Annotated in this window: 13 protein-coding genes; 3 read left to right on the top strand and 10 right to left on the bottom strand. The window is 66.0% G+C overall.

Annotated features, from left to right (window positions below):
- Genes DK874_RS02930 through DK874_RS02910 form a run of 5 tightly spaced genes read right to left on the bottom strand, consistent with a single transcriptional unit; the run spans window position 1 to window position 7,161 of the window.
- The gene (locus DK874_RS02930) at window positions 1-3,300 is read right to left on the bottom strand and encodes an efflux RND transporter permease subunit (protein WP_114312549.1); all 3,300 of its coding nucleotides are present in this window, start codon (window positions 3,298-3,300) and stop codon (window positions 1-3) included.
- Complete coding sequence (locus DK874_RS02925; RefSeq protein WP_114312548.1) at window positions 3,297-4,493, bottom strand: efflux RND transporter periplasmic adaptor subunit; 1,197 nt, start codon at window positions 4,491-4,493, stop codon at window positions 3,297-3,299. Before DK874_RS02925 ends, DK874_RS02930 begins: the two co-directional genes overlap by 4 nt.
- A 10-nt stretch (window positions 4,494-4,503) precedes the next feature.
- Window positions 4,504-5,472: a TolC family protein gene (locus tag DK874_RS02920; RefSeq protein WP_114312547.1), complete on the bottom strand. Its 969-nt coding sequence runs from the start codon at window positions 5,470-5,472 to the stop codon at window positions 4,504-4,506.
- Entirely contained in the window at window positions 5,469-6,734 is a 1,266-nt protein-coding gene (locus DK874_RS02915) for a TolC family protein (RefSeq protein WP_114312546.1), read from the bottom strand. Before DK874_RS02915 ends, DK874_RS02920 begins: the two co-directional genes overlap by 4 nt.
- Window positions 6,727-7,161, bottom strand: a complete 435-nt coding sequence (locus DK874_RS02910; protein WP_114312545.1) for a MarR family winged helix-turn-helix transcriptional regulator — start codon at window positions 7,159-7,161, stop codon at window positions 6,727-6,729. The genes DK874_RS02915 and DK874_RS02910 overlap by 8 nt, the downstream gene beginning before the upstream one ends.
- Before the next feature lie 82 nt (window positions 7,162-7,243).
- Between DK874_RS02910 and DK874_RS02905 the strand changes: the two genes are divergently transcribed.
- Together DK874_RS02905 and cdd are read left to right on the top strand one after the other, a co-directional pair.
- Window positions 7,244-8,569 carry a hemolysin family protein gene (locus DK874_RS02905; protein WP_114312544.1) on the top strand — a complete coding sequence of 442 codons (1,326 nt, stop codon included), beginning with the start codon at window positions 7,244-7,246 and terminating at the stop codon, window positions 8,567-8,569.
- Complete coding sequence (gene cdd, locus DK874_RS02900; RefSeq protein ID WP_114312543.1) at window positions 8,556-8,924, top strand: cytidine deaminase; 369 nt, start codon at window positions 8,556-8,558, stop codon at window positions 8,922-8,924. The genes DK874_RS02905 and cdd overlap by 14 nt, the downstream gene beginning before the upstream one ends.
- Here cdd and DK874_RS02895 read toward each other — a convergent pair.
- The 3 genes from DK874_RS02895 to DK874_RS02885 are packed head-to-tail and all read right to left on the bottom strand — an operon-like array spanning window position 8,921 to window position 12,359.
- Window positions 8,921-9,583 carry a hypothetical protein gene (locus tag DK874_RS02895; protein ID WP_439144801.1) on the bottom strand — a complete coding sequence of 221 codons (663 nt, stop codon included), beginning with the start codon at window positions 9,581-9,583 and terminating at the stop codon, window positions 8,921-8,923. The two genes, cdd and DK874_RS02895, sit on opposite strands and share 4 nt — an antisense overlap.
- The gene (locus DK874_RS02890) at window positions 9,580-10,431 is read right to left on the bottom strand and encodes a dihydrodipicolinate synthase family protein (protein WP_114312541.1); all 852 of its coding nucleotides are present in this window, start codon (window positions 10,429-10,431) and stop codon (window positions 9,580-9,582) included. The genes DK874_RS02895 and DK874_RS02890 overlap by 4 nt, the downstream gene beginning before the upstream one ends.
- A complete protein-coding gene (locus DK874_RS02885) occupies window positions 10,428-12,359 on the bottom strand; it encodes a hypothetical protein (protein ID WP_114312540.1) in 1,932 nt (643 codons plus the stop codon). Before DK874_RS02885 ends, DK874_RS02890 begins: the two co-directional genes overlap by 4 nt.
- Before the next feature lie 17 nt (window positions 12,360-12,376).
- On the opposite strand from DK874_RS02885, the gene sdaAB reads away from it, so the two are divergent.
- Complete coding sequence (gene sdaAB / locus DK874_RS02880) at window positions 12,377-13,039, top strand: L-serine ammonia-lyase, iron-sulfur-dependent subunit beta (protein WP_114312539.1); 663 nt, start codon at window positions 12,377-12,379, stop codon at window positions 13,037-13,039.
- Here the strand turns inward: sdaAB and DK874_RS02875 are convergent.
- Window positions 13,036-14,019 carry a sensor histidine kinase gene (locus tag DK874_RS02875; RefSeq protein ID WP_114312538.1) on the bottom strand — a complete coding sequence of 328 codons (984 nt, stop codon included), beginning with the start codon at window positions 14,017-14,019 and terminating at the stop codon, window positions 13,036-13,038. The two genes, sdaAB and DK874_RS02875, sit on opposite strands and share 4 nt — an antisense overlap.
- Window positions 14,009-15,835 carry a translation elongation factor 4 gene (gene lepA, locus DK874_RS02870; RefSeq protein ID WP_114312537.1) on the bottom strand — a complete coding sequence of 609 codons (1,827 nt, stop codon included), beginning with the start codon at window positions 15,833-15,835 and terminating at the stop codon, window positions 14,009-14,011. Before lepA ends, DK874_RS02875 begins: the two co-directional genes overlap by 11 nt.
- Window positions 15,836-15,893 lie beyond the last annotated feature (58 nt).

Here is a 15,893-nt window from a genome sequence, read left to right as displayed (position 1 = left end):
TCACCTCAGGACGGTTTCCCGGGCCCTCCGCCCCTCAAAGGCGTAGAAGGCGGCGGGGACCACGAAGAGGGTGAGGAGGGTGGAGGAAAGGAGCCCCCCCAGGATGATCACCCCCAAGGGTCTACGGTACTCGGCGCCTTCCCCGGTGCCTAGAAGCAAAGGCAGGCTAATGATAAGCACGGTTAGGCTGGTCATGAGGATGGGCCTTAAGCGGAGCCGGGCCGCCTCCACCAGGGCTTCCTTTAGGGGTTTTTCCCGCATGCGCTTCACGGCGAAGTCCAGAAGCAAAATGGCGTTTTTGGTCACCAGGCCGATCAGCATCACCACCCCCAGGACGCTGATCACGTCCAGGCCCGTGCCCAAAAGGTAGGTGAGCCAAAAGGCGCCCACCAAGGCTAAGGGCACGGGGAGGAGGAGGTAAAGGGGGTAGCGCCAAGCGTTGAACTGGCTGGCGATGACCAGGTAGTTGAGGACCAGGGCCAGGGCGAAGGCCAGGGGGGCCAGGCGGGCCAGTTCCCCGGTGAAGCTCCCCAGCCCCGTGGCCAAAAGCTCCACCCCATCGCCCAGAAGCCCCTTCTCCTTGAGCTCGGCCTCCAGCTCCCGTTGGATCTGGAAGCTTCCAGGGGCATCGGGCTTCAGGTTGATGTTGATGCCTGCGGCGTAGGCCTGGTTGCGCCTCGAGATCAAGGTGGGTCCCGGCCGCTCGTCAAGCCGTCCTAGGCTCCCTAAGGGCAGGAAGCTTCCCAGGGCGGGGGCATAGATGGGAAGGGAAAGGAGATCCGTTTCCCGGCCCAGGCGTAAGGGATCGGCTTGGACCACCACGGCCAGCTCCTCGCCGCTTCTCCTGGCGGTGGCCGCCTGGGTGCCCGAGAGGTAAAGCCTTAGGGCCTGGGCCACGTCCGAGGGGGTGAGGCCGGTGCCGGAAAGGCGGGCGGGGTCTGGCCGGAAGACCCGTTCCCGCTGGGTGGCCTCCAGGGTGTTCTTCACGTTGAGCACATAGGGTTTCTCGGCAATCACCTCGGTGATCTCCATCACCCGCTTTTCCAGGAGGGCCCGGTCAGGGCTGGTCACGAAGAACTGCAGGTCCGCATCCCCAGCCTCGGGGCCTGTTTGGGCCAACACCCGGAGGTCGGCCCCGGGAAAGTCCTTCAGAAGGGCCTTCCCCTCGCGGTTGAAGGCCTCGGTGAGGGAGAAGATATCCTGCCGTTCCCCTTTGGGCTTGAGGACGATCTGGAGCTGGACCCGGCTGGGGTCCCCCACCTGGGCCCCCCCGGTGGCGCTGGCCCCCACGGTGGTGACCACCCGCTTCACCGCGGGATGGGAGAGGAAGTAGGCCTCGAGGACCCTCGCCGCCTGATCGGATACCGCCAGGGGGGTGTCCTTGGGTAGGAGGAGGGTAGCGGTGAGGACCCCGGTGTCGGAGCGAGGGGTGAAGTTGAAGGGAATCCTGGGGAGGATGGGGAAGAGGGAGAGAAAGGCCAGGGTGGCTAGACCCAGTACGGGCCAAGGCTGCCCCAGGACCCGGGTAAGCCCCCGGGCGTAGGCCTCGGTGAGGCGGCGCATGCCGCCCTCGGCGCTTCCGTGGAGGAGGTGGGTGAGGGCGCCTGCCAGGTCCAAAAGGAAGCGGCCCAGGTAGCGAACCAGCCCCAGAAGGGCAGGGTAAAGGGGAAGGAGGAGAAGGTATAAGGGGTTTTCCCGGAAGAGGAGGAAGGCGAAAAGGAGGCCCAACCCCAGCCCCCAGGGGCTAAGCAGGCCCCGGCGGTACGCCCAGCCCAAATCCTGGGGCAGAAGGCGGAGGGCCCTTAAGGCCTCCTTGGGGCTTGGGGGCTCGGGGTCGGGGAAGTAGGCCAGGCGCACGGTGAGGAAGAGCAGGGCCTCCAGCCAGCTCACGGCGATGGCGGCGGCCATGCCCAAGCCGAACTGCTGGAAGATCTGGCCGATGATGCCGGGGAGGAAGCTGATGGGGAGGAACACGGCCAGGAGGCTCAAGGTGGCGGCGGCCACGGCCACGGAAACCTCGCTGGCGCCCTTTAGCACCGCTTCCTTGGGGCTATAGCCCAGGCGGCGGTAGCGGTCAATGTTTTCCGCCACCACGATGGAGTCGTCCACCACGATGCCCACCGCCACGGTAAGGGCCAGGAGGCTGATGAGGTTGTAGGTGAAGCCCAGGAGGCCAAAGAGCAGGATGGCCCCCGAGAGGGTGATGGGGATGGCCAGGATCACGGAAAAGACCGAGTTCAGCTTCCCCAGGAAGACGAGGACCACCACGGAAACCGCCAAGGCCGCCAAGAAGGCCTCCCGTACCGTGTCCATGACCGCGGCCCGGATAAAGCGGGTGCTGTCCAGGGCGATTTCCGTCTGGTAGCCCCTGGGAAGCTGGATCTCCCCTAGGGCCTTCTTGACCCCATCGGCCACGGCCACGGCGTTGGAGTCCGGGGTTTTCACCACCGCCAGCAGCACGGCGGGGCGGCCGTTTACCCGGTTCAGGGTGCTGGCCTCCTCCGCCCTTTCCTCCACCCTGGCCACATCCCGGATCCGGAGGCCCCGGGAGGAGTCCAGGAGGAGATCCGCCACCTCCTTGGCGGTGGCGGGGGTGTTGCGCAGGGTGTAGACCAGGCGCTTTTCCCCTTCCGTGAGGCTCCCCAAGGGTAGGTTCAGGGCCGAGGTGGAAAGGGCCTGCACCACCTGGCCGGGGGCCACGCCCAGGGCCTCGAGGCGGCCTGGATCCAGGTAGACCCGGATGGCCCGCCTGGGTGCCCCGGTGAGGCGGATATCCGCCACCCCCGGGACCAGCTGGAGCCTAGGCTTTAGGGTGCGCTCGGCGTAGCGGAGTACCTGGGAAAGCTCCTCCCCGGGAGCCTCGAGGGCGACGTAAAGGATGGGGCTTGCCGAGGGGTCAAACTTCTGCACCACGGGGGGTGAGGCGTCCTTGGGAAGCTGGGCCCGGGCGGCGGCCACCTTCTGGCTCACCTCCACCGCCACCCGGTCCACATCCACCCCCTGCTGAAACTGGATGAAGACCAGGCTGAAGCCCTCGGTGGAGCTGCTTCCGATGGTATCCACCCCGCTTAGGGTGGAAAGGGCGTCCTCCAAGGGCTTGGACACCTGCTCCGCCACCTCCTCGGGGCCAGCCCCCGGGTAGGCCGTGGAAACCGCCACCACCGGCACGCTGAAACGGGGGAGAAGCTCCACCCCGAGCCCAAGCCCCAGGAGGAGGCCCACCAGCACCAGGCCCACGAAGATGGCGGTGGCGAAGACGAAGCGCTCCACGAAAAAGGCCACCAGGGGGTTTTCCCTCACTGGACCACCTCCACGGGGTCGCCCTCCTTAAGGCCTTCGGGGACGGGATGGATCACCAGGCTACCGGGCTCCACGCCTTCCACCGCTGCCTGCTCGGCCTCCTGGGCCAGGAGGCGCACGGGAAGACTCTTTGCCTTGCCCTCCTTGACCACGAAGACCCGGGCCTCCCTATCCCGGATCTGGATGCTGGCTAAGGGAAGGAGGATGCCCTCGGAAAGCCTCAGGCGGTAGCGCACCTCGGCGGGGCCTGGGAGAAGCGTGCCCTCCGGCTTTAGCACCACCTCCACCAGCCGGTTTTGCCCCGGCAGGTCGGTTTTGCGCAAGAGGCGGGCCGCCACCTCCTGGCCGTTTTGGCTAAGGGTGAAGGGGGTTTCGGGGCCTAGGGCGCTGGCCTGGTCCGGGGGCAGGTAGAGCCTGGCCAGGAGGCGCTCCGTGGTGGCCAGGCGGAAGGCCCGGCTACCTGCGCCCACGAACTCCCCCTCCTTGACCAAGACCTCCACCACTTCCCCAGCGAAGGGGGCCCGGATCACAGTTTCCCGCAGATTTCGTTCCGCCTGGCGCACCTGGAGCCTGGCGGCCTCCACCTGGAGTTCAAGAAGCCGTAGATCCTCTCCCCGCTCCAGACGGGATAGGGCCTCGAGGGCATTCTGGTAGGCGCTTTCCGCCTGGCGGTACTGGGCCTCGAGGGCCTTGAGGTCCAAGGGGGCCAAGGCCCCCAGCGAAAGCAGGGCCTGGCCCTCCTCATACCGCCTTTTGGCCGCCTGGAGCTGGGCCTCCGCTGCCTGGAGCTGGGCCTTGAGGGCGGCCTGGTTCCCCGAAAGCTGGTTTCGGCTGCGCTCCAGGTTGGCCTCGGCCTGCTTGAGGCTCAGCCTCGCGGCCTCCAGGGCCTCCTGGAAGGGGGCGGGGTCCAAAAAGACCACCCCCTCCCCCGCCTGTACCCGGGTGCCGGGGGGAAGGGTTCTTAGGACCCTTCCCGAGGCGCCTGCCGCCACCAGGCTATCCCTTTCCGCCTGCAAGGTGGCGGAGGCCCGGACCTCCCGCTCCAGAAGGCCCCTTTGGGCGGGAACCGTGCGAACCTCCAGAGCCTGGGGTTTCCCTGGGGCCTGGGAAGGGGCCTCCCTCTTGGGGGCGCAGGCGAAGAGGAGGAAGAGGGTGAGGCCTAGGGCAAGGGGGAAGATACGGGCGTTGGGCATCCCATCCTCCTTAACGGCTGGCAAGAAGGCCGTAATAGGCCTTGAGGTAGGCGTGCTTGGCCTGTTCCCAGGACAGTTGGGCTTGCCTTAGGGAAAGCTCCTGCTGCAACAGGCCAAGCCGGCTGGTGAGCCCTGCCTGGAAACGCTTTTCCTCGGCCCGGTAGCGCTCCTGGGCCGCCCGGTAAGCCTCCTCCGCCGCCTTCACCCCCTGGAGGAGGGGGGAGAGCTGGCGGTACCTGGCCTCCAGGCCCAGCCTGAGGGTGCGTTCCAGGTTGGCCAGGTTGGTTTCCAGGGTTCGGATCTGGTCCTCGAGGGCCTCTATCTCCCTCCTGGCCACGAAGCTTTCGTCCATGAGCCCCCTTTGGAAGCGCAAAAGCCCCAGGGACTGGCTTAGCTGGAGGAGGTCCACGTGTTCCTGCAAAAGGGCCTCCAGCACCTCCTTTCCCGGAAGGGAAGGTAGTTCGCCCACGCTTTGGGGTTTCCATTCCCCCACCAGGTTGGCCAGGGCGGCCAAGGCGCTATCCCACCCCCTTTGGGCCAGATCCAGGTTCTTCCTGGCTTCCAGGAGGCGGTTTTGCGCCTCCAGGAGGTCCAGGTTGGTGGCGCCACCCCCTTTGAGGCGGATCTCCGTGGCCTTAAGCCCCAGCTCGGCCACCTCCAACGCCTTTTCCGCCAAGCCCACCTGCAGGAGGGCCTCAAAGGCCTGGGTATAGGCGGAAACGATCTCGCTTTCCGCCTGGGCTAGGGCCCTTTTGAGCCTGGCCTCGGCCAAATCCCTGGCCTGGCGTGCTTGTAGCTCGGCTAGGGCGGTGCGCAAGGGGTCCTCTAGGGTGCGGGCCAAGTCCTTCTGCTTGGCCTCGTAATCCAGCCGGGCCGTGATCACCCCTGTTACCTCGGGGGCCTTTTTGAGGGCTTCGGGGAGGGGCTGGGCTAGGGCAGGGGCCAAAAGGAGGAAGAGGGTTAGCAGGGCTTTTTTCATGGGGTCACCTCCGGCAAAAGCTCGCCATAAAACCGGTATAAATCCATTAAGCGGTTTCTGAGGTCGTTTTCTGCTTGTGCTAGGGCCAGCTTAGCCTGTAAAAGGGAAAGCTCCGCCTGCAGCAGGGCCAGGGGGCTTTCCAGGCCCAGTTCCAGACGCCTTTTCGTTTCCGCCAAGGCCCTTTCCTGGGCCTCGAGGCGGAGGCGGGCCAGTTCCAGGGCCATCCTCGAGGCCTTAAGGGAGTTCTCCAGGGTTTCCCCCTGGAGCCGGGCCTGCATCTCGGCCCCCCTTAGGGCCTCCTCTGCTCCCCGCACCTGGGCCTCGGTGGCCTCCAGGGCGGCGAAGAGACCCGGGGAAAGGGTGAGGGAGAGGGAAAGCCGAAGCTCCTCGGCGGTGCGGTAGCTGCCGCCGGGCAGGCTGGTGGGCCTTTGTGCCGGGTCCTGCCGGGTGTAGGCCAGGGTGGGTTGCAAGCTCCGGCTGGAGAGGCTTAGGGCCAGGGTGTCGTTCCCGCTGGGGTAGAGGAGGTAGCTGGCCTTGACCTCGGGGAAGAGGGCGCGAAAGGAGGCAAAGTAGGCGATCCTGGCCTCCTCGAGGTTCAGCCGGGCCTCCTCCAGGGAAAGGGGCGTGGTGCCCTGGGGTGGGGGGATCTCGGGGAGGGGCTGGGTGAGGTCCACCAGGCCCTCTGCTCCCTTCTTGGCCAGCTCCACGCTCCTTTGGGCTTCCAGGAGGCGGTTTTCGGCTTCCTTCAGGGCCAGTTCCGCCTCCCGGAGTTCCTTGGGGTTGGCCTGGCGCTTCCTGGCCGCCTCGAGGGCCGCCTGGGCCAGCTCCCACCCTTTTTGCGCCAGTTTTTCCCCCAAGAGGGCCAGCTGGTAACCACCGTATGCGGCCACCGCCTGGGCCTGAAGGGCGGTAAGGGCCTTGCGGTAAGCCAGCTCGGCCCGCCGGTAGGCGATCCTAGCCCGCTTTTGGGCGTCTTGGGTGTCGCCAAAGGGAAAGGGGGTGAGGACCAGGGCCAGGGTGAGGCTCCCGGCGGTGCCGGGCAGGCTTGCGCACAGGGAGGAAGGGGTGCACTCGTAGCCCAGCCGGGCGTAGTTCCCCTGGAGGTTCAGGGCCAGGGGGGAGGATTGGGCCTCCAAGCCCTTGGCGCTGGCCTCCAGAAGCGCCTGGGCCTGGAGGGCTAGGGGGTGGTTCCGCAAGGGGGCTAGGGCGCCTTGGGCCAAGGCAGGAAGGAAGAGGAGGAATAGGCTCAGGAGCCTAGGCACCTTCCACCTCCGTGAGTTTGCGCAGCAGGTCGCGGAAGAGGTTCAGTTCCTCCGGGGAAAGGCGGGCCAGGTGCTGGCCATAGGCCCTTAGCCAGGCCTCTTGCAGGCGCTTTTGCACGGCCTCCCCCTTGGGGGTGAGGCGCAGAAGCACCCTACGGCGGTCCTCGGGGTCGGGCTGGCGCCTGAGGAGGCCCGCTTCCTCCATAGAGGCCAGGAGGTGGGAGACCTGGGAGGGAAGGACCTCGAGGTGCTCCGCTATCCGGGAAGGAACCTGGATTCCCTCCTTCACCAAACGGAGCACCTCTGCCTGGAGGAGGGAGAGGCCTTCTTGGGCAAAGGTTTCCTTAGCGCGGGCAAGGAGAAGGCGCATCAAGGTGTAGCCCAGCCGGGAAAGCTCTTCCACCAGGGGGGCAGGAGGACCATTCATACTCCTCAACTATACACAGAAGTCAAGAAAAAACGGGGGCGCACCCCACACTTCCCCATGGTGTAGAATGGCGAAAGGTGATATGGACAGACCTCCCAGTCGGTGGCTCTTCTTCCTGCCCTTCGGTTCCCTAGCCCTGGCCCAATCCCAAGCCCCACACCCGGGGGACCTTTTTCTTTTGCTCCTTCTTTTGGCCCTTTCCGCCTTCTTCTCCGCCAGCGAAACCGCCTTCACCACCCTTTATCCCTGGAAGGTACGGGAGCTTTCGGAAACCCAAGGGGGGCCTTTCCGGCTCCTTTCCCAGGACATCACCCGTTTCCTCACCACCATTTTGGTGGGGAACAACCTGGTGAACATCGCCGCCACCGCCTTGGTGACGGACCTGGCCACCCGGGCCTTTGGTTCTTTGGGGGTGGGGGTGGCCACCGGGGCCATGACCTTCCTCGTCCTGTTCTTTGGGGAGATCACCCCCAAGTCCATCGCCGTCCACCATGCCGTGCCCTTGGCTCGGGTGGCCGCCTGGCCCATCTACCTCTTCTCCATCCTCCTCTACCCGGTGGGCCGGTTCTTCAGCCTGGTTTCGGGTTTTTTCCTCAGGGTGCTGGGCCTCGAGCCCCGGGATACCCCCTTGGTGTCCGAGCGCGAGCTTAAGCTGATCCTGGCGGGGGCGGAGGAGTCGGGCGCCATAGAGGCCCAGGAGGAGGAGATGATCCACTCCATCCTGGAGCTGGAGGAAACCCCCGTGAGGGAGATCATGACCCCACGGGTGGAGATGGTGGCCATCGAGGCGGAGGCCAGCTTGGAGGAGTTTTTGCACCTCTTCCGCGAGCACCGCTACAGCCGGGTCCCCGTCTATAAGGAAAGCGTGGACCACATCGTGGGGGTGGCCTACGCCAAGGACCTCCTGGACTACTACTGCGAGGAGGATCTTAAGGGGCGCACCGTGGCCTCCATCGCCCACCCTCCCTATTTTGTTCCCGAGAACATGGATGCCTGGACGCTTCTCCGGGAGCTTCGCCGGCGCAAGGTGCACATGGCCATCGTGGTGGACGAGTTCGGGGGCACCGCAGGCCTGGTCACCCTGGAGGACGTGATGGAGGAGATCGTGGGGGAGATCTACGACGAAACCGACGAGCCGGAGGATCTGGCCATTCGTAGGCTTCCCGACGGTTCCTTCTCCATCCAGGCCCAGACCCCCGTGGACGAGGTTTCCGAGGCCCTAGGGGTGGAGCTTCCCGAAGGGGAGTACGACACCCTTTCCGGTTTCCTCTACGAGCAGTTCGGCCGCATCCCCAGCGTGGGGGAGAGCGTGGAGTGGCAGGGGTTCCGCTTCGTGGTGGAAAGCGCGGACCAGCGCCGCATAGAACGGGTACGGGTGGAAAGGCTGGTGGAGCATGGAGAGGGTTAGGGAGGTTCTCATAGCCCACCTGGAAAGGGCCTACGCCCCCTACTCCCGCTTTCCCGTGGTGGCCCTGGTGGAGGCGGAAGGGGAGAACTTCCTTGGGGTCAATGTGGAAAACGCCTCCTTCCCCCTTTCCCAGTGTGCGGAAAGAAATGCGGTGGCCGCCATGGTCCTGGCGGGGAAGAGGCGCATCGACCGGGTGCACATCTATAGCCCTAAGGGACCTGTCCCCCCTTGCGGGGGGTGCCGCCAGGTGCTCTTGGAGTTCGGCACCCCCAGGACCGAGGTGGTGATGCACGGGCCCGAGGGGTACGTGGTGAAGACCCTGGAGGAGCTCTTGCCCTTGGGCTTTCGCCTCTAGAGGGCGAGGACCAGGTTTTGGCGCAGGAAACCGGGGACTTCCAGGATGAGCTCCAACCTTCCTGTGCCCCGGTCCAGGCCTGGCCTAAAACCCACCACCTGGAGCCGGCCCTCCCCCCGGGCGGGCAGATCCACCTGCACCCGGAAGCTCTGGCCCAGGAGAACCAGGCTCCCCTCCACCTTGAGGGGGAAGGGGTTAGGGTTTTCCAGGAAGAAGTTCACTCCTACCCGGCGCACCCTTGGTGGCTCCAGGGGAAAGGCCAGCCGGGTGTGGAAGAAGGTGAGGCTTTGGCCCAGGGTGCGGCCTTCCAAGGCCACCTCCACCCCCTCCCGGGATAGGAGGGCTTGGGCGGTGGAGAGGGCCCCCTTGGGGGTAAGCCGAACCAAGAGGACCTCCTCTTTCCTTCCGGGGGGTAGGCTGAGGTCCAGGGGCACCGTCACCTCCCCCACCCGCAGCCGGGTGCCGAGGGTGGAAAGGGGCAGGGGGAAGGGATTGGGGTTTTGGAACTCCACCCTTACCCCCAGGAGGAGGGCGGGTTCCGGGCTGAGCTCAAAACCCCGGATCTCCGCCCCTAGGAAACGGGCTTCCGGGGTAAGGGCTTGGGGTGCGCAGGCGGCCAGAAAGCCTAGGGCCAAGACTAGCAGGGAAGCCTTTCTCATAGGATCCACCCCTCTTCCTTTAGCTTATCCAGAATCGGAAGGAATCTGGGCCAAAGGGGGCTTTCCGGGGGATAGGGGGGCCTGGGGTACCCTGCAGGTAGGCCCAGGTGGCGGAGGGCCTGCTTAAGGAGGGGTACCCCTCCTTGGGAGAGGAGGTTACCTAAGGGGAAGAGCCCTTTTTGCAGGGCCTGGGCCTTCGCCAACTGTCCGCTTTGGAAGGCTTCCACGAGGGCCCGGTAGGCCCTAGGGGCCAGGTTGGCCGCGGCCAGGATGCCCCCTTCGGCTCCCAGGGCCAAAGCCCCCAGGAAGGTGGGGGCGTGGCCGTTATAGACCCGGAAATCCCTCAGGTGGGCCTGGTAAAAGGCCAGACGGGAGAGGTCCCCGCTGGAGTCCTTGATGCCTAGGATCCTAGGGTGCTGGGCCAGGGCTTCCACCGCAGAAAGGGGGAGGTCCACCTTGGTGTTCTGGGGCACGTGGTAGAGGAACACCGGCATCCTCTCCGCCAGGGCCTGGTAGTAGGCCACCAGCCCCTGGCCCAGGCTGGCGTGGTAGTACCGGGGTGGGGTGGCTAAGAGGGCCATGGCCCCCGCTTCCTGGGCCTCGAGGAGGGCTCTCTCCGCCTGGGGTAGGGTTTCCTCCATGAGGCCTACCAGGAAGGGTTTCCGGGGCCTTAGGGCCCGGAGACCCTTGGCCCGTTCCTCGGGGGTGAGGTGGACCCCTTCCCCGTTGGAGCCGTAGATGAGAAGCCCGTCCACTAGGGGCTCCAGGGCTTCCGCCAGCTCGCGAAAGGCCTCCGCGTCCAGGCGTCCTTCCCGGTCGAAGGGGGTAGGGATGGGGGGAAGGATCATGCGGGCCTCCTTAGGCTAAAGACCAGCGCCAGGAGGTGGAGCCCATAGGCCAGGATCAGGAAGGTGGGCGTCTTGCCCTCCAGCACGGCAAAAAGCCCGTAGGCGAAAAGGAGGAGGAGGACGAGGCCTAGCCCTGAGGAGAACCCCAGACTCCCCGGCACCAGAAGGCGCACCCCCAGGGCCCAGGAGGGGGGGACCGGGGCCCTGCGCCGGGGTAGGAGGAAGGTGAGGAGGTGGTAGAGGAGAAGGAGCCAGAATCCGGCGAAGGCCCAGGGCCTCACCCCTTCAGGAAGGGGAATGCCCAGGCGCAGGAATCCCCGGAAGGGATCCTCTTGGAGGCGCTTGAGTTCCACCTGGAGGAGGGCCAGGTAAAGGGTCCGCAAGCTGGGGCCAGGCTCCCTGGCTCCCCAGGGGTCCTGGCCCAGCCCCAAGGCGGTGCGGATGGGGCCCTCGAGGGGAGCCCGGCGGTAGGCTTGGGCCAAGGAGGCCTCGTCCCCCCTGAGGGCCAAGGCGAAGGGCAAGGAGGCTTCCTTCAGGAGGCCCAGGGCCTCCTTGGGGGCCTCCGAAAGGAGGGCGTAGCCCAGAAGGGCCTTGGCCTCAGGGGTGGGGGGCAGGGTGCGCAGCCAGTCCTGGGCTTTTTGGGTGCGGAGGGTCCCCTGGTCCAAGGGGGGGGCGAAAAGCTCCCCCCGCACCCGGGCGTCCAATCCCTGGAGGAGGAGGCCCAGGCCGAGGGCTAGGAAGAGGGCCAGGGCCAGCACCCGTTCCCCCAGGCTGGCGTAGGCCAGGTGGAGGTGCCTGAAGCGCAGGAGTGGGTGCTTCCAGAATCCGCCCAGGTAGCCGCCAAGGGGCTTCAGGTCCTTTAGCTGGGCGGGCAGGTAGAAGAGGAAGAGGTAGAGCATGAGGGCCAGGTAGGCCAGGCCCAGGGTCCAAAGGGCAGGGGGAAGCAGGGTAAGCTGCGGGGGAAGCCAGGCCCTTAGGAGTTTCTCTGCTTCGCGGAAGCGCAAGGCCTGGGCAGGGTACCCGTGGGCCTCGAGGTACAGGGCCGTTTCCCTGAAAAAGGCCAAGGAACCGGGGAAAAGGGGAGTGTAGCGGAGAAGGGTCTGGGCCAGGAGAAGGGCCTTTTCGGGGTCCTTCTGCCGCAGGGAGCGGGAGGCTTCGGCCATGCGGGCCACCTCCGCCTGGCCGAAGAGGAGTTCCGGCCTGTGGCCCCGGGCCAGGAGGTCCTGGCCATAGGCCTCCAGGTCCTCCGGGGTGAGGGTGGCGGGGTCTTGGGTCCAGTAGGCGAAGTAGGGCCAGGGCCTGGGGGGGGTGAGGGCTTTGAGAAGGGCGCCCAGGGCCTGGATGTCCTCCTCGCTGCCCTCAAAGGGCAGCCGCGGGAAGGGGATGGGCAGGACCCAGTCCCCCTGTAGGAGGGCCTCGGGGCCTGGGCGGAGGGCCAGGATGCGGTCCGGGGCGAAGTGAAAGGACAGGGTTTCCCCCTTAAGGCTGGTTTCCACCACCAAAATCCCCTGGGCCACGAACACCTTATCCCCCTGGACCAAAGGGCCCAACCAGTCCCCCGGGGGCAGGGCCAGGAGGCCCCAGGGGAGCTTAAGGCCCTCCTGGGTCAGCTCGGGGGTGGTGGGGGCAAGGGCGGTGAAGCGGGCTTCCAAGGCACCGGCGGGAAGGGAAAGTCGGATGCGGTACTCCCCGGGGGCCTTGGGGCTTAGCTCCAGCTGGAACCTTCCCTTCTGGACCTCCACCTCCAGGGTCTGCTGCCCTTCTGGTCCCTCCAGCACCAGGGGGAAGCGCCCCTCGGGCAGGTCCCGCCCCTCCAGGACCACGGACCGCCCCACCTGGACCTCCTTCGGGACCACCAGGCTTTGGCCCAAAACCGGGAGCCCCACGGCCAAGAGGAGGCCAATGGCCCGGGTCAGGAACGTGCGCATGGGGTTATTCTACAGGTATGGGTCTTTTGGACATGATCGGCCCGGTGATGGTGGGGCCTTCCTCCAGCCACACCGCCGGGGCCTGCCGCCTGGCCCTTCTGGCCCGCCACCTCTTGGGGGAAAGGCCCAGGCGGGTGGAGTTTGGCCTGCACGGTTCCTTTGCCAAAACGGGAAAGGGCCACGGCACCCACCTGGCCCTGGTGGCAGGGGTCTTGGGCTTCAAGCCCGACGACGAGCGGCTTAAGGAAAGCCTGAGCCTGGCGGAGAAGGAAGGGGTGGAGGTGGTCTTCAAGGCGGTGGAGCTAGGGGATGTGCACCCCAACACCGTGCGCATGGTCCTGGAGGGGGAGAAGGAGCGCATCACCGTTACGGGTAGCTCCCTGGGAGGGGGGTTGGTGCGCATCTTTGACCTGGATGGCTTTGAGGTGCGCATCACTGGGGCCGCTCCCACCTTGGTGATCCGCAACGTGGATACCCCGGGCGTGGTGGCCCGGGTGGCCCGGATCCTGGCCGATGACGAGGTCAACATCGCCTACCTCACGGTAAGCCGCAAGAAGCGGGGCGGGGAGGCCATGATGAGCCTGGAGGTGGACCGCCCCCTTTCCGAGGTTCCCCTGAGGTACCTGGAGCACCTCTCCTACATCCTCTGGGTGCGGCAGATTCCCCCGGTTATGGACTAAAGCCCCCTGGCGGAGGGGAGTTCCAGGCGCAAACACGCTCCCCCCAAGGGGCTTTTGCAGGCTAAGAGCTTCCCCCCGTGGGCCTCGGCCACCCGCTTGGCGGTGTAGAGGCCAAGCCCCGCGCTTCCCCGGTTCGGACCTCCTTGGCGGAAGGGCTGGGCCAGGGCCTCGAGGGGCAGGGGAAGCCCATCCCCGTCGTCCTCCACCTGCAAGGCCCCCTCCTCCACCCAGATGCGCACCCGGGTCTTGGCGTGCCGGAGGGCGTTATCCAGAAGGTTGGCCAGGGCCCTTTCCAAAAGGGGCCGCTCCCCCCGGGCCAGGCCTGCTCCCTCCACCGCAAGGCCGAGCCCCCGCCTTGCCGCCTCCTCCTGGTAGCGCAGGAGGAGATCCTCGGCCAGGGCCCGGAGGTTCAGGGTTTCCCACTGGGGGGTGCGGGCCTCGAGGCGGGAGAGGGCCAGGAGGTTTTCCACCAGGAGGTGGGCCTGGGTCAACTCTCGCCTCAGGGCTAAAAGGAGCTCCACCCGCTTTTCCCGGCCCAGGTGGTCGGCCCTTTCCAGGTACTCCAGGGCGCGGATGGCGGAGAGAAGGGGGGTCTTAAGGTCATGGGCCAGGGCCCCGTAAAAGGCCTCCCTGGCCTCCATCAGGCGTTGCAGGCGTTGCAGAAGCTCCCCGAAGCGGGTGCGGAGGAGGGCGATCTCCCTGGGCGGAGGTTCCTTGGGGGCAGGAAGCCTCAGCTCGCTCACCGGGCCCTCCTTTAAGGAGAGGTAGGCCAGGGTGCGGGTGAGCTCCTCCAGGGGCCTTAGGAGGCTTCGGGCCAGGAGATACCCCACGGCTCCGGAAACCAGGGCGAGGAGGACAAGCCAGAGCACCAAGGGTAGCCATGGACCATTCCCCATGAGGCCCAGGGTGAGGGCCAGGACCAGGTTGGGCAGAAAGGCTAGAAGGGCGATGACCAGGGCCAGCCTTGCCCTAAGGCTCATTCCTCCCCGCCGAAAGCACCGCCAGGAAGGCCTCCTGGGGAACCTCCACCTTGCCGATGGCCTTGAGCCGCTTCTTCCCTTCCTTTTGTTTTTCCAAAAGCTTCTTCTTCCGGGTCACGTCCCCACCGTAGCATTTGGCCAGCACGTCCTTCCTCAGGGCTTTCACCGTGGCCCGGGCGATGATCTTCCCCCCGATGGCCGCTTGGATGGGCACCTCAAAGAGCTGACGGGGGATGACCTCCGCCAGCTTGTCCACCATGGCCCGGGCTAGGCCATAGGCCTTGTCCCGGTGGGCGATAAAGGTAAGGGCATCTACGGGTTCTCCGTGCACCAGCACGTTGACCTTGACCAGGTCCCCGGGCTGGTAGCCCATCTGCTCGTAATCCATGGAAGCATAGCCCCGGGAAAGACTCTTCAGGCGGTCGTGGAAGTCGTAGAGGATCTCGGCGAAGGGCACCTCGTAGACCAGCTCCACCCGTTTGGTTCCCCCGGGAAGATAGGTCATGTTGACCAGACGGCCCCGCTTTTCCTGCACCAGTTGCATGATGGCTCCTACGTACTCCTCGGGGGTGAAAACGGTGAGCTTTACGTAGGGCTCGAGGATCTCCTCTACCTTCGTGGGGTCGGGGAGGTCGGCGGGGTTTAGCACCTCCATCTCCTCCCCGCCCTTTAGGCGCACCTTGTAGACCACGCTGGGGGCGGTGGCGATCAGCTCCAGGCCGAACTCCCGTTCCAACCTCTCCTGCACGATCTCCGCATGGAGAAGCCCCAGGAACCCACAGCGGAAGCCAAAACCCAAGGCGGTGGAGGTCTCCGGCTCAAAGGAAAGGGCGGCGTCATTTAGCTTCAGCTTTTCCAGGGCGTCCCGTAGCTTGTTATAGTCCCCAGAGTCCACGGGGTAGAGTCCAGCGAAGACCACGGGTTTGGCAGGGCGGAAGCCCGGGTAGGGGGCGTCCGTGGGCCGATGGGCGTGGGTGATGGTATCCCCCACCTGGACGTCGTGGATATCCCGGATGGCGGCGACAAGCCAACCCACCTCCCCGGCGGTGAGCTCCTCCACGGGGATGAGCCCTTGGGGGGTGAAGATCCCCACCTTGTCCACGGTGAACTCCTTGCCGGTGGAGTAGATGCGGATCCGGTCCCCCGGGCGCACCCGCCCCTCAAAGAGGCGGAGGTAGGGGATCACCCCTTGGTAGGCGTCGTAAAGGGAGTCAAAGATGAGGGCCTTTAAGGGGGCCTCGGGATCCCCCTTGGGGGGTGGGATGCGCCCGACGATGGCCTCGAGGATCTCCTCCACCCCTTCCCCCGTCTTGCCCGAGGCGAAGATGGCCTCGTCGGCGGGAAGGCCCAAAACCTCCTCCACCTCCAGGGCCACCTCCAGGGGCCTGGCGTTGGGCAGGTCGATCTTGTTGATGACGGGGATCATCACGTGGCCGTGCTCCAGGGCCATGTAAAACTTGGCCAAGGTCTCGGCCTCCACCCCCTGGCTGGCGTCCACCACCAAAAGAACCCCTTCCACCGCCGCCAAGGCCCGGGAAACCTCGTAGGTGAAGTCCACGTGGCCGGGGGTGTCGATCAGGTTGAAGATGTAGGTTTCCCCGTCCTTGGCCCGGTACTGCAGCCGCACGGCGCTGGCCTTGATGGTGATGCCCCGCTCCCGTTCCAGCTCCAGGGAGTCCAGAAACTGCTCCCGCATCTCCCGTTCGCTCACCGCATGGGTCAGCTGCAGGATGCGGTCCGCCAGGGTGGACTTCCCGTGGTCCACGTGGGCGATGATGGAGAAGTTGCGGATGCGCCTGCCATCCATCCTTTCCATCGTCCAGGGTAGGAGGGGCAAAGTCAAGCTGGCTTTACCTGCGGTTTAGGGGGGTGGT

Source organism: Thermus caldifontis (genome assembly GCF_003336745.1).
In the GTDB taxonomy this organism is placed as follows: Bacteria; Deinococcota; Deinococci; order Deinococcales; family Thermaceae; genus Thermus; species Thermus caldifontis.
The sequence above is the reverse complement of the archived record's forward strand: the minus strand, read 5'-3'. Positions and strand labels throughout refer to the sequence as shown.